Origin of the sequence: Azoarcus sp. CIB, from assembly GCF_001190925.1 — a bacterium.
Lineage (GTDB): Bacteria > Pseudomonadota > Gammaproteobacteria > Burkholderiales > Rhodocyclaceae > Aromatoleum.
Window position 1 is genome coordinate 5,243,981 of record NZ_CP011072.1, and the last position, 13,050, is coordinate 5,257,030.

General features: G+C 65.3%; 13 protein-coding genes. 3 read left to right on the forward strand and 10 right to left on the reverse strand.

Translation table 11 applies throughout. From position 1 onward, the window contains the following. Window positions 1–7: 7 nt before the first annotated feature. From AzCIB_RS23500 to AzCIB_RS23520, 5 genes are all read right to left on the reverse strand, one after another. The gene (locus AzCIB_RS23500) at window positions 8–2,122 is read right to left on the reverse strand and encodes a sensor histidine kinase (RefSeq protein ID WP_050418116.1); all 2,115 of its coding nucleotides are present in this window, start codon (window positions 2,120–2,122) and stop codon (window positions 8–10) included. Then, the gene (locus AzCIB_RS23505; protein WP_232299308.1) at window positions 2,119–2,670 is read right to left on the reverse strand and encodes a DUF4390 domain-containing protein; all 552 of its coding nucleotides are present in this window, start codon (window positions 2,668–2,670) and stop codon (window positions 2,119–2,121) included. Before AzCIB_RS23505 ends, AzCIB_RS23500 begins: the two co-directional genes overlap by 4 nt. A gap of 4 nt (window positions 2,671–2,674) precedes the next feature. After that, window positions 2,675–3,955, reverse strand: a complete 1,281-nt coding sequence (gene rsmB / locus AzCIB_RS23510; RefSeq protein ID WP_050418118.1) for a 16S rRNA (cytosine(967)-C(5))-methyltransferase RsmB — start codon at window positions 3,953–3,955, stop codon at window positions 2,675–2,677. Window positions 3,956–4,031: 76 nt separating this feature from the next. After that, window positions 4,032–4,928 (reverse strand): polyamine aminopropyltransferase, encoded by an 897-nt coding sequence (gene speE / locus AzCIB_RS23515; RefSeq protein ID WP_050418119.1) that lies wholly within the window; start codon window positions 4,926–4,928, stop codon window positions 4,032–4,034. Between the two features lie 42 nt (window positions 4,929–4,970). Next, window positions 4,971–5,753, reverse strand: coding sequence for a sulfite exporter TauE/SafE family protein (locus AzCIB_RS23520; protein ID WP_050418120.1), 783 nt, complete (start codon window positions 5,751–5,753; stop codon window positions 4,971–4,973). A gap of 335 nt (window positions 5,754–6,088) precedes the next feature. Here AzCIB_RS23520 and AzCIB_RS23525 point away from each other — a divergent pair, with 335 nt between their 5' ends. The 3 genes from AzCIB_RS23525 (at window position 6,089) to AzCIB_RS24515 (ending at window position 8,872) form a co-directional block, all read left to right on the forward strand. Then, window positions 6,089–6,268, forward strand: coding sequence for a type I restriction-modification system subunit M N-terminal domain-containing protein (locus AzCIB_RS23525; RefSeq protein ID WP_050418121.1), 180 nt, complete (start codon window positions 6,089–6,091; stop codon window positions 6,266–6,268). Between the two features lie 271 nt (window positions 6,269–6,539). Beyond that, window positions 6,540–8,570 (forward strand): RNA/DNA-binding domain-containing protein, encoded by a 2,031-nt coding sequence (locus tag AzCIB_RS23530; RefSeq protein ID WP_050418122.1) that lies wholly within the window; start codon window positions 6,540–6,542, stop codon window positions 8,568–8,570. A gap of 56 nt (window positions 8,571–8,626) precedes the next feature. Beyond that, on the forward strand, window positions 8,627–8,872 hold the full coding sequence (locus AzCIB_RS24515; RefSeq protein ID WP_050418123.1) for a hypothetical protein: 246 nt from the start codon (window positions 8,627–8,629) through the stop codon (window positions 8,870–8,872). A 204-nt stretch (window positions 8,873–9,076) separates the two neighbouring features. Here AzCIB_RS24515 and mnmE read toward each other — a convergent pair whose 3' ends face one another. The 5 genes from mnmE to rpmH are packed head-to-tail and all read right to left on the reverse strand — an operon-like array spanning window position 9,077 to window position 12,793. Further along, the gene (gene mnmE / locus AzCIB_RS23540) at window positions 9,077–10,432 is read right to left on the reverse strand and encodes a tRNA uridine-5-carboxymethylaminomethyl(34) synthesis GTPase MnmE (protein WP_050418124.1); all 1,356 of its coding nucleotides are present in this window, start codon (window positions 10,430–10,432) and stop codon (window positions 9,077–9,079) included. Next, window positions 10,404–12,062 (reverse strand): membrane protein insertase YidC, encoded by a 1,659-nt coding sequence (gene yidC, locus AzCIB_RS23545; protein ID WP_050418125.1) that lies wholly within the window; start codon window positions 12,060–12,062, stop codon window positions 10,404–10,406. The genes mnmE and yidC overlap by 29 nt, the downstream gene beginning before the upstream one ends. Before the next feature lie 26 nt (window positions 12,063–12,088). Next, the gene (gene yidD / locus AzCIB_RS23550; RefSeq protein ID WP_018992849.1) at window positions 12,089–12,298 is read right to left on the reverse strand and encodes a membrane protein insertion efficiency factor YidD; all 210 of its coding nucleotides are present in this window, start codon (window positions 12,296–12,298) and stop codon (window positions 12,089–12,091) included. Then, window positions 12,298–12,657, reverse strand: a complete 360-nt coding sequence (gene rnpA, locus AzCIB_RS23555; protein WP_083447115.1) for a ribonuclease P protein component — start codon at window positions 12,655–12,657, stop codon at window positions 12,298–12,300. Before rnpA ends, yidD begins: the two co-directional genes overlap by 1 nt. 1 nt (window position 12,658) lies before the next feature. Next, window positions 12,659–12,793 (reverse strand): 50S ribosomal protein L34, encoded by a 135-nt coding sequence (gene rpmH, locus AzCIB_RS23560; protein ID WP_002926183.1) that lies wholly within the window; start codon window positions 12,791–12,793, stop codon window positions 12,659–12,661. Window positions 12,794–13,050: the final 257 nt, after the last annotated feature.

A 13,050-nucleotide genomic window follows, 5' to 3' on the forward strand; every position in this document is an offset into this window, starting at 1 on the left:
TCACTAATCACATTTCCGCGGAAGCGAGGCGCAAGCGAATGCGCACCTCGGCCCCGCCGGTTTCGCCGTTCAGCAGGCGAACCTCGCCGCCATGTTCGTCGATGATCTTCTTCACCATCGCCAGCCCCAGGCCCGTCCCGCGGCTCTTGGTCGTGAAGTACGGTTCGAACGCGCGCGTCAGCAGCTGCGCCGGAAAGCCCGGCCCATTGTCGCGCAGCTGCAGCGCGACGCGATCGCCATCGAGGCGCGTCGTCAGGGTGACCACGCCGCCTTCCTGCCCCGCGAGCGCGTCCTCCGCATTCTGCAGCAGGTTATGGATCACCTGCCGGATCTGGCTCGCGTCGCCCGCCACCGGCGGCAGGTTGCGCCCCAGCTCGGCGCGGATCATCACCGGCGAACTCTCGTACAGGTTGAGCACCTCGCCGACCAGCGCATTCAGGTCGAGGCGACCGAGCACCGGACTAGGGAGCTTCGCATAATCCCGGAAATCGTTCACCATGTTTTTCATCGCCTCGACCTGGTTGACGATCGTGCGCGTCGCCCGTTCGAGCACCTCCCGCCCCTCGTCATCGAGCCGGTCCGCGAGCTTGTACGCCAGCCGCTCCGCCGAGAGCTGGATCGGCGTGAGGGGATTCTTGATCTCATGGGCCAGCCGGCGCGCCACCTCCGCCCACGCCGCCGTGCGCTGCGCGGCAATCAGGCGCGAAATGTCGTCAAACACCACCACCAGGCCCCCGCCCGAGGCCTGCGGCAGGCTCGCACCGTGGATCAGCAGCGTCTGCGTCGCCCCCTCCTGAGACACCAGCTCCTGCTCCTCGTGCCAGTCGCCCGCGTTGTCGGCGAAGCCCCTCACCAACGCGTCGCGAAAGCCGTGGTGCTTCGGCCACTGTGCCAGCGTCAGCTCCTCGTAGCCCTCCAGCTCGTCCTGCAGGATCGCCATCGCGCCGGCGTTGGCCGCACGCAGCTTGCCGTCCGCGGCGAACGCGAGCACCCCCGTCGACAGGTTCGCCAGCACGCTCTCGAGGTAGGCGCGCGAGGATTCGACCGCGGCGCGGTTGCGATCGGCGAGATCGCGCGCCTCCACGAGTTGGCGCGTCATACGGTTGAAGGACTGCGTCAGCACGCCCAGCTCGTCGCGCGCCGGTAGCGCCTGGCGCGGGCTGAAGTCGCCTTGCGCCACCGCCTGCGTGCCCTCGGCAAGGATCAGCAGCGGCGCCACCAGCCTCCGCGACAGCACGAACGCCACCGCGACCGCCGCGAGCAGCGCGACCAGCAGGGTCAGCGTCAGCGTCAGGGTGTAGATGCGGTTCAGCCCCGCGCGACCGAGGGTCAGCTGCTGGTACTCGCGATAGGCCTCCTGCACCGCCTCGGCGTTGCGCACGAAAGACTCCGGCACCGCCTGCATCAGCTGCAGATAATGGGTATCCATGTTGAGCGTGCGCGACGGGATGGGCACCACGACGCGTATCGTCAGCCCCTCGCCCGTGCGGCTGTCGACGACGTGGTAGCGCTGCGTCTGGCGGGCCTCGCGCAGCTGCGCCGCGCTGGGCAGCTCGGGAAAGAGTCCCCCGAGGCCGTCCGAGACGGTCACCACGACCTGCCCCGAAGGCCCGATCACGGTCGCGCTGGCGACGCCCGCCTGTTCGCGCAGACGATTGAGCAGGGTCGGCGGCACGGGCTCGACTCCCTCGAGATCGAGCGCCATGTCGCGCGCCTTGTCGCTCACCTGGCTGGTTAGATAGTCGAGCGCATTCTGCCCCAGCGCGATGCCACCCTCGAGCGCCGAATCGACGCGCACGTCGAACCACGACTCGATGCTGCGCACCACGAACTGCAGCGACACGGCATACACCACGACGCCGGGCACCAGCGCCATCAGCGCGAACATCAGCATCAGGCGGTACTTCAGGCGCGACCCGAACTGGCGTGTGCGGTACTCGCGCCACAGGCGGCGCAACTGGAAGGCGACAAGCCCGAGCAGTGCGACGACGATCGCACCGTTGATCGCCAGCAGGTAGCGATAACTCTCCGCGAAGAGGTCCGTATTCGAGGTCGCCGACGCGAGCAGGAAGAGCGAGATGCCGGCGATCGCCGCGACGACGACGAGGAGCGTGCGCTTCATGGCGTGGCGCCTGCGAGGAAGGACCAGCGCTGCCAGTCGGTGGCGAGGTTCCAGTCTCGGCTGCCGATCGCGGTCACCTGAAAGGGCTTGGGCAACAGGTTGGTTTCGAGCTGGAAGCGCAGCGCGGCACGGTACGTAGTGCCGGTCTTGAGGTCGCCCGCGGGCGCGATCAGCCAGTTGCGGATGCGCTGCATCGTGCGCACCGCGGACTCCAGCGTTTCGAAACTCTGGTGGAAGTTGCCGACCGACAGGCGGTAGCTGCGCGCGATCGCGTTGTAGGTAAGACGGAAATTAAGCGTGCGGTCCGCGACGACCTCGTCGAGCCAGTACCAGCGGTCGCGCTCGACGACGAACTGCGCACTGAAGTACAGCGACACGCCGCGATTGACGGCTTCCACGAGGCGCGGATTGAGCTCGAGATCAATGTCGGCATTCACGACATAGCCCTCGTCGCCCACCACGATCTCGGCGTAATCGATACGCCCCTCGGCCAGCGCCGCAAGCGGCACCAACAGGCACAGCGCGACGGCAGCGAGCGCGCGTTTCACCCGCTCAGGCACGCTTGGCGAGCAGCGCATAGTAGAAGCCGTCGTGGTCGGCGTGCGGCAGGAGCTGACACGCGGGCCGGCCGTCGATGTCCACCCGCAGCGCATCGGCATGGCGGGCGCAGAAGCGCTCGATCTGGCGCGCGTTTTCCTCGTCGAACACCGAGCAGGTGACGTACAGCAGCCTGCCGCCCGGCGCGAGGGTTGGCCACAATGCGTCGAGGATCGCCCCCTGCTGCGCGGCGAAGCGCGCGATGTCGTCGGCACGGCGCAGCCACTTGATGTCCGGATGACGGCGCGCGACGCCCGAGGCCGAGCACGGCACATCGGCGAGGATGCGGTCGAACGGCCGCCCGTCCCACCATTTCGCGAGCGCGCGGCAATCCGCGGTACGCACCTCGCCCGCGAGGCCCAACCGCGCGAAGTTGTCGGCGATGCGCCGGGTCCGCACCGGGTCCAGTTCGAGCGACAGCAGCTCGACCGGCGCGGTTTCCAGAATATGTGCCGACTTGCCGCCAGGCGCAGCACAGGCGTCCAGCACCCGCTGGCCCGGCGCGAGATCGAGCCAGCGTGCGGCCCACTGCGCCCCGGCGTCCTGCACCGAGACACGGCCTTCGGCGAAGCCCGGTAGCGCTACGACGGCAACCGGCCGGTCAAGAACCAGCGCGTCGTTCGCCAGACGCCGATACCCGAGCCCGGCCGCCTCCAGCTCGCTCGCATAGGCATCGACACTGCCACGCAGGCGATTCACGCGCAGCCCCATCGGCGGCCGCTCGTTGCCGGCGGCGAGCGCCGCCTCCCATTCGGCGGGGAAGGAAGCGCGCAGACGCTCGACCCACCATGACGGGTGGCGGTAATACGCCGCCTGGTCGGCAACCAGCTCCGCATCGAGTTCGGCGGCGTTGCGCTGGCGATTGCGCAGCACCCCATTCACGACCCCCTTCAATGGCGGCATCAGCACCGCAGCCGCCTCCACCGCCTGGTTCACGACGGTGTGCGCCTGCTCCGGACGGGTCTCGAGGCGATGCAGCGCGACCAGCAGCAAGGCATGGATCACCTCCGGCAGCGGCTTGTGCAGCAGGCCCCGCAACACTGCGTCGCCACGCCCGTAGTCGCGCAGCGTGCCCCACGCCAGATCGCGCACGGCGCCACGCGTCGCATCGGGCCAGTCGGGATGCTGCGCGAGCATCCCCTCGAACGCATCGGTCAGGTTTGCCCCGGCCAGCACCGCTTCCACGAGGGCCGCGGCGCAACTGAAGCTGAACGCCAGGCTGTCGGCCGGCAGCACGGCGGCGGGTCGCTCGGAGTGCGAAGATCGGTTCGGTCTGTGATTCTTCAAACTTGGGGCTCGCTCGCGGAAAGGCTCATTCGAGCAGTTCGCGTAGAAAATTGGGCTGGGCGAATTGCGCAGCGTGGATTTCGCCATTGTAATACCGCAGGCCCGCGATCCCCTTGCGCGCGAGCTCTGCATCTATCGCCGAGGCCGAGCGCACCTGCGGATCCACGCGATCCGACGCGCACGCCAGGCCCCACAGGCCGCCATACAGCGGGATGAACATGAAATACGGCCGCACGATGGCGAAGACCTGGCGCAAGCGCTGCACCAGCGCACGCACCTGCTCCGCCTGCCGCCACGGCGCACCCAGATGCAGCGTCAGCGCGCCCTCCCCGCGCAGCAGCGCACGGCAATCGGCGAGGAAGGGCGCGCGGTACAGCGCCGCGGCGGGCCCCTCGCCCGGCTCGGTGAGGTCGAGCACGATCAGGTCGAAGCCCTCGCCCGCCGCCACCGCGCGGCGCACGTAGTCCAGTCCGTCGCCGATGTGCAGCTCGGTGCGCGGATCGTCGAACGCCCCCTGGTGGATCGCCCCGAGATGGCGGCGCGCCAACTCGACCACCTTGTCGTCGAGCTCCACGACGACCACCCTCTCGATGTCCGGATGCCTGAGCAGCTCCCGCGCCGAACCGCCGTCGCCGCCACCGACCACCAGCGCACGGCGCGGCGCCGGATGGCACAGCGCCGGCACATGGACGAGATTCTCGTGATACACGAACTCGTCGCGCTCAGCGCTCATCAGGCTACCGTCCAGGCGGAAGAGCTTGCCGAAGGTCGGCGTGTCCCACACCTCGTAGCGCTGATAGCGCGACACTCCCGCTTCGAGCATGCGGCCCCCGCGACAAAAGAAGCCGAAGTGCGGGTCGAGCTCCTCGACCAGCGTCTCCGGCCCGCACGCCGGTCCGGCCGGCGTCCCTTCCTCGCTCATCGACTCTCCTTGCGAAACTGTTTCACGTGAAACAGCCGTACATCAGTGCAGGCGCAAAACGAGGTCGTACACCATCTTCCCGATCAGCACGCACAGCACACCGAGAAACATCCTGCGTACGAACCCCGCCCCGTGCCTGAGCGCGAGCCGCGATCCCACGAGCGCCCCCGACAGGTTGCACACGGCCATCACCCCGGCCACCTGCCACAACAACTCGACAGTACTCGCAAACAACGCGATCGCGGCGACGTTGGTCGCGACGTTCAGGATCTTCGCGTTGACCGAGGCGCGCAGGAAGTCCATGCCAAGAAATCGGACAAACAGGAAGATCAGAAAGCTCCCCGTCCCCGGACCGAAGAAGCCGTCGTAGAAACCCACGACCGCGCCGATCAGCAGCGCAAGCGCCACGGGCCTGCGTCCGGCGGGCAACGCGCTGCCGCCGGTACCGAAGTCCTTGCGCCGGAAAGTGTAGATCGCGACCAGGATCAGCAAGCCGAGCACCAGCGGCCGCAGCAGCTCCGGCGACAGGTAGGCCACGGTCCTGGCACCGAACCACGAACCGGTGAAGGCCGCGACCGCCCCCGGCAAGGTCACGCGCCACGGGATCTCTACCCGTCGTCCATACTGGATCGCCGCGCTCGTGGTCCCGACAACGCTCGACAGCTTGTTCGTCCCGAACAGGGTCGCCGGGCTCGCGTTCGGGAAGGCCGAGAACAGCGCTGGAATCTGGATCAGTCCCCCGCCGCCGACGACGGCGTCGACGACGCCAGCGAAGAAGGCAGCCAGCCCGAGGGCGAGGAGCAGCCACTCAGTGTCGGCTATCATGGGCCTGTTTCACGTGGAACAATGGCAGCGTCCGGGCAGCTGTTGAGGTCATGCCGCATGCATTATGACGTAGCATGACCGTTCACTTCCGGCGCAGAAAATGGAATCCGCCCCGGAAGTCGAACACGCCGCGCGCACCCGCATCAGCGAACAGTGAGGTGAACACACTTTGAAGAACGTCCGGAGAAGGAGACTCCCATTCTACCGCCCAGGCGCCGCCACCCAAGACATCCGGTCTACCATTCCTTCGCCTGCCCGGCATCGATGCATCCCCTGTAGAGGTCACATGCACCCCTGCCGCATAATCCCGTCTTGAACCAGAACACAGCACCCCGATGATCGACGACATAAAAAAAACCATGCGGGCGGATACCGACAGGCTCCGCGCCAACATGGACGCCACCGAGTACAAGCACCTCGTGCTCGGCCTGATTTTCGTCAAACTCGTTTCCGACACCTTCGCCGACCTTCGCGCGGCGCTGGTCCCTCGCCAACCTTCCTTTCAATGGCTCTGAATTCGCCCAGAGGGCGTAACTGGCTCGTCCAACATGCAGCGGGCGCGACGATGGCCAACTTGAACACACGACTCCTCAGGTCAGTACACGTAGTGTTGCCGTCAATCCCGCTCTTGCAAGCATCTGAGGACGTAATTGCGCGAACCGCGAAACAGCGCAGTCATAACGCTTCGACGGCCGAAGCTCTCGCCACCCTGCGCGACACCCGACTCCCCCGCACGATCTCCCGCGAAGTGCGCATGCCGGCGCCGACAACGATGGAAGTTGCAGCATGACGTTCGACTTGGCGACGCAAGAAGACCTGACTTTGTTGTCGGAAACCGTGGAGATGGAGTGCAAGCTCGCACAAGGGGCCGATGGCAAAGGTGAAGTGCCCAGGGACTTTTGGCCGACCTACTCCGCGATGGCGAACGCGCACGGGGGCGTCATTCTCCTGGGCGTCCGGGAGAAGGATGGAAGATTCAGCGTCGCCGGGCTCGAAAACCCGACGAAGGTAAGGAGCGACCTTTTCAATACGCTCAACAATCGGGCCGCTGTCAGCTCCAACCTGCTCACCGATGCCGACGTGGCCGAGAAGTCGATCGACGGAAAGACGATTTTGGCCGTCAGGGTTCCACAGGCCTCCCGCAAGCAGAAGCCGGTGTACCTGAAAGGGCAGCCTCTCGGAAACACCTACAGAAGGCTGAACGATGGAGACCGTCACTGCGATGAAGAGACCGTCAAGCGCATGCTTGCCGAACAGGTCGAGGACGAGCGTGACGCACGTATTCTCGTCGGCTTCGGGATGGCTGATATCGATCCCGAAAGTTTGCGAATTTACCGGCAGATGCTCCGAGACGAAAAGCCGGGCCACCCGTTCCTTGAGCAGGACGATTTCGAGTTTCTGAACAGCTTGCGGGGTTGGAGGCGCGATCGGCAGACAGGGGAATCGGGGCTCACACTTGCGGGTTTGTTGATGTTTGGAAAATGGGTGGCCATTCAGGAAGCCGTACCACACTATTTCTTGGACTATCAAGAGCGCCCGGAGGCAAAGACCGAACTGCGTTGGGTTGATCGGCTGGTACCAGACGGAACCTGGTCAGGAAACCTTTTCGAGTTCTATCGGAGGGTGTACCGAAAACTGACCACTGACCTGAAAGTCCGGTTTGCACTTAAGGATGGACGGCGACAGGACGACACCCCGGTACACGAGGCATTGCGTGAGGCCTTGGTCAACACCCTGGTCCACGCTGACTACACGGGGCGGGTGTCGGTCCTCGTTGTAAAGCGACCGGACATGTTTGGCTTCCGCAATCCGGGGGGCTTGCGCTTGCCAATCGAGCAGGTCATTCGCGGCGGGGAAAGCGACTGCCGGAACCGGATCCTGCACCAGATGTTCCTCCTTATCGGTCTTGGCGAGCGCGGTGGGTCGGGGGTCCCGCGCATTTACGGAGGGTGGAAGAGCCAACACTGGCGACCGCCGGCACTGATGGAAAAGGACGAGCCGGAGCAAACACTGCTGATGTTACAGATGGCCGATCTCCTCCCCGATAACGTTCTTGCCCAGTTGCGGGCACGCTTCGGCGCGCAGTTCGATGCGCTCGACTATACGGGGCGGCTTGTGATGGCAACCGCTGCCATGGAACGGGTTGTCAGCCACCATCGCTTGCTGGAAATCTGTGATGCGCATTCGCACGACCTGAGCGTGCTCCTTGCTCGCTTGGTCAAACAAGGCATGCTTGACTCGGATGGGCGCTCGCGTGGCACCGTGTATTTCATGCCGGGAGACTCCTTGCCTACCCCGGAGCAGGTGTTCATGGGGCCCGCACTTCCTTTGGCGGTGTCTCGCAATCTAGGAACCCGCTCCGAATATTCGGAGGTGAGCTCCGAATATTCCTCGACCACCTCCGAACATTCCGGCTCATCGAACGTCGAGCGTGATTGCCATGGCAGGTTGATCACGCCGCATCTTGACGCCCCGATCATTGACGACCTAACGCGTGTAGATATCGCATTTCGGACCGCCTTGGAGCATTTGGCGGAAGAGCCCCGCCAAAAGGAAAGACTCAGCGCCGAACGGATGGAACGCGTTATCTTGAATCTGTGCCGGGACCACTTTATGGCCCTTTCTGCTTTGGCGCAGCTGGTTAATCGCAACCCGGACGGACTGCGTCAGCAGTACCTGACCAAGATGGTCCGGGCGAGCAAGATGGTCTTGGCATTTCCCACGAAGCCGACGCATGAGAAGCAAGCGTATCGTGCCGCGGACGGCTCAACGCCGGACCCCGACGACGACGACCTCCAGGCCGGACCGACAATCTGACGGCTGAAAGCTCCGTTGCCGGGTAGACGAGAAAATCTCCAATAGTGGCCTCGCACATGACCGAAGACCAACTCGAACAAAAATCCCTTGGCTGGCTGGGAGACGCGGGTTACTCGGTGCTTCACGGACCGGACATAGCGCCCGATGGCGACGCGCCGGAGCGCACCGATTACCAGCGGATCCTGCTCGTCGAGCACATGCGAGGCGCGGCGGACCGCCTCGCCGCCCGCGTGATGCAGGAAGCGGTGATGGAGAACCCGACCATCGTCGTCATCACCTACTGCAACAATCTGGACGGGTAACAGTTTGGGGTGCTCTCGCAGGCGCAAGACTTGTAGCGCGAGGAGCCGATGCAGCCTAACACCCGGTAGGAGCTGCGCGCGAAGCCCCCCATGCGTCCATAGGCTCTACGTCGACAAGCCGATAATGGGCCACAACCTGAAGCAGCAATCGCCCGGGGGAACCGGGTGTTCCGGGACAAGCAGCGCAGCGCGCAAGGGTCGGATCTACTTGCCGATGCAGAAGCGCGAGAAGATCACCCCGAGCAGGTCGTCAGCCGTGAATTCGCCGGTGATCTCGCCGATACGCTCCTGCGCCTGGCGCAGTTCCTCGGCGAAGAGTTCCAGCGCCGCGCTCTGACCCTGAGCGACCTCGACATGCGCCAGCGCCGCGCGCAGCGCAACGAGATGACGTTCGCGCGCGAGCACGACGTCCTCGCCGTGCGCATGCCAGCCCGCCACCCGCAGCAATTCCGTGCGCAGCAGGTCGACCCCTTCGCCGCGCTGCGCCGACAGGTACACCGACACCTTGCCGTCGGCCTCGCTGCAACCCGGCGCAATCCCGCACAGGTCGATCTTGTTGTGGACCGTGATGCGCTCGACACCGGCCGGCAGCGCCGCGTCGATCGCGTCGTCCGGCTCCCCAACGCCCGTGCGCGCGTCGACCAGGCGCAGGATCACGTCCGCGCGCCCGATCTCGCGCCAGGTGCGCTCCACCCCGATCCGCTCCACCGGGTCGTCGGTCTCCCGCAAGCCCGCGGTGTCGATCACGTGGATGGGGATACCCTCGATCGCGATCGTTTCGCGCAACGCATCGCGAGTCGTACCGGCGATCTCGGTCACGATCGCGCGCTCCTCGCCCGCGAGACAATTCAGCAGACTCGACTTGCCGACGTTGGGCCGGCCGACCAGCACGACGTTCATGCCGGTGCGCAGCAGCGCCCCCTGGCGCGCACGTTCCAGCACATCCACGAGCTGGCTGCGGATGCCGTCGAGCCGCTCCAGCGCGCGCGCCTTCTCGAGGAACTCGACCTCCTCCTCGGGGAAGTCCAACGTCGCCTCGACCAGCATGCGCAAGTCGATCAGCGCGTCGGTGATGCGGTGCATCTCGTCCGAGAATGCCCCCGACAAGGAGCGCAGCGCCGAGCGCGCCGCGGCAACCGTCGAGGCCTCGATCAGGTCCGCGACCGCCTCCGCTTGCGCGAGGTCCATCTTGCCGTTGAGGAAGGCACGGCGCGAGAACTCGCCCGGCTCGGCCAGGCGCGCACCGAGTTCGACACAGCGCGCAAGCAGCATCTGCATCACCACCGGCCCGCCGTGCCCCTGCAATTCGAGCACGTCCTCGCCGGTAAATGAATGCGGCGCCGGGAAGTACAGCAGCAGCCCCTCGTCGATCGCGCGCTCTTCGCCGTCCAGAAAACGCACGAACCCCGCAGTGCGGGGTTCGGGGGTCTTGCCGATGAGCGCCCGCGCCATCGGCACGAGCGCTGCGCCCGACACGCGGATCACGCCGATCCCGCCGCGACCGGGCGCGGTCGCAACGGCGGCGATGGTATCAGGCAGGCTTCGCGCCGGACTTTCCACCTTCGATCATCCTCGTAATCTGCCACTGCTGGGCAATCGACAGCGTGTTGTTCACGACCCAGTACAGCACCAGGCCGGACGGGAACCACAGGAACATGAAGGTGAACACGATGGGCATCGCCAGCATCACCTTCGCCTGGATCGGATCCGGCGGCGTCGGGTTGAGCTTGGTCTGGATCAGCATCGTCGCGCCCATGATGATCGGCAGGATGTAGAACGGGTCCTTGGACGACAGATCCTGAATCCAGCCCAGCCACGGCGCATGGCGCATCTCGACGCTGCCCAGCAGCACCCAGTACAGCGCGATGAACACCGGGATCTGCACGAGGATCGGCAGGCAGCCGCCCAGCGGGTTGATCTTCTCCCGCTTGTACATCTCCATCATCTCCTGCTGCAGCTTGACCTTGTCGTTGCCGTACAGCTCCTTCAGGCGCTGCATGCGCGGGCCGAGCACGCGCATCTTGGCCATCGACTTGTAGCTCGCTGCCGACAGTGGGAAGAACGCCGCCTTGATCAGCACGGTGACGAGGATGATCGCCCAGCCCCAGTTGCCGATGAGATTGTGGAACCACGACAGCACCCAGAACAGCGGCGCCGCGATCACCGTGAGCCAGCCGTAGTCGACGACGAGATCGAGGCCCGTGGCGATGCCTTCCAGCTTGTCCTGCTCCTGCGGGCCGGCATACAGGCGCGTCGACACCTTCCCCGTCTCGCCCGGCGCAACCGCCGCGACCGGCATGATCAGGCCCGACGAGTACAGGCCGTCGCCGACCTTGCGTGCGAAGAACTCGCGCTCGACACCGTCCTGCGGCAGCCACGCGCTGACGAAGTAGTGCTGCACCAGCGCGACCCAGCCATCGTTCGCCTTCTTCACGAACTTGGCCTTGCCCTTGTCGATTTCCTCGAACTGCACCTTCTGGAACTTCTCGGCTTCGCTGTAGAAGGCCGGGCCGGTGAACACGCTGACGCCGAAGCCCTCGACCGATTCCGCCGGCTTGCCGTCGCGCGTCATCTGGAAATACGCGTGCGCGTTGAGCGGCGCACCGCCGCCGTTGGCGATCTCGTAGGCGACATCGACGAGGTAGCTGCCGCGATGGAAGGTCATCAGCTTCGTGACCTTCACGCCGTTCTGCTCCGGCGCCTCGAGTCGCAGCGTCAGGCTGTCCTGGCCGTCCTTGAGCACCTGCTCACCGGCGGGCAGCGCGAACACCGTCTTGTGGCTTGGCAGGCCGTCGCCGATCAGGCCCGACTGCGCCGCATACAGGTGCTCGGTGCCGTCGTCGAACAACACGAAGTTGCGCGACACGTCCGTCTTGGACTTGTGTTGCGCCAGCTCGAGACGAACGATGCTGCCGCCCTCGGCCGAGACTTCCGCGACGAACACGTCGGTGCGCACCGTCACGCGCGGCGCATTCGATACGCCAGCGCGCGCTTCCGGCACTGCCGACACGCCGGCCATGCTCGTGCTCGGGGTCGGCACCGCGCCCGGAACGGACGAACCCGGCGCCTGCTGCTCGGCCACCGCCGCGGTCGGCGCGGGGATGGGACGGTTATGCTTCTGCCAGCCGTCCCACAGCATGATCACGGCGAAGGAGAAGATGAGGAAGAGTATCAGTCGACGCTGGTCCATCGGATTCTTATATGTTCTGGGAAGAGTCAGGGAACGGGATCATACCCGCCCGGATGGAATGGGTGGCAACGTCCCACCCGCTTGAGCGCCAACCACCCGCCCTTCAGGGCGCCGTGGCGCTGGACGGCCTCGGCCGCGTATTCGGAACAACTCGGATGAAAACGGCAGTTGCGCCCCAGCATCGGGCTGATCGCGTAACGATAGACGCGCAGCAGGCCGAGGAGCAGCGACTTCATCACGGTCGCAGGCGCGCGAAAAGTTGCGCGATGTCTTCGTTGATCATCGCGCGCGTGGCATCCCTGACGGGCGCATGCAGCCGCACGATCAGGTCGTGATGAGGGAGCGACACACGAATTTTGCGAAACTGTTCGCGCACGATGCGTTTCACCAGGTTGCGCACGTTGGCGCGTTTCGCCAGCTTCTTCGCCACAACGACGCCGACGCGTGCCGTGCCGAGTTCGTTGGGACGATAATGAACGACGAAGAAGCGTCCCTTGATCGCCCGCCGAAAAGCAAAAACGGATGAATACTCATCCGTTTTTCGTAATCTGTAGGCGCTGAGGAATCTCTGATCAACGCCCGACGGGCTATTCACCTCAGACAGCGAGGCGATGACGGCCCTTGGCGCGACGAGCGCGGATGACGGCGCGACCGCCGCGGGTCTTCATGCGGACCAGGAAACCATGGGTGCGCTTGCGACGGACGACGGACGGCTGATAGGTGCGTTTCATTTCGGTTGGCCAGTGAAAGGGTCAAACCGCGGATTTAATTGGATAATACCCTGTTTGTCAAGCACAATTTTTGGCACGGGCTGTGGATAACTCTTCCGCCGGGGGGTAGAATCCGTCGTTTCCCCTCCCGACCGCCCCTGTGCGCCGCCCATTCAGGCCCGTCGCGCTGCGCGGATGGCCGGGATGTCCCCGAAACGAGTTCGCGCCGCCGTTGCGCTTCACCGCTCCGACAGCCGAGCCGAGGTGTTTTGGAAATC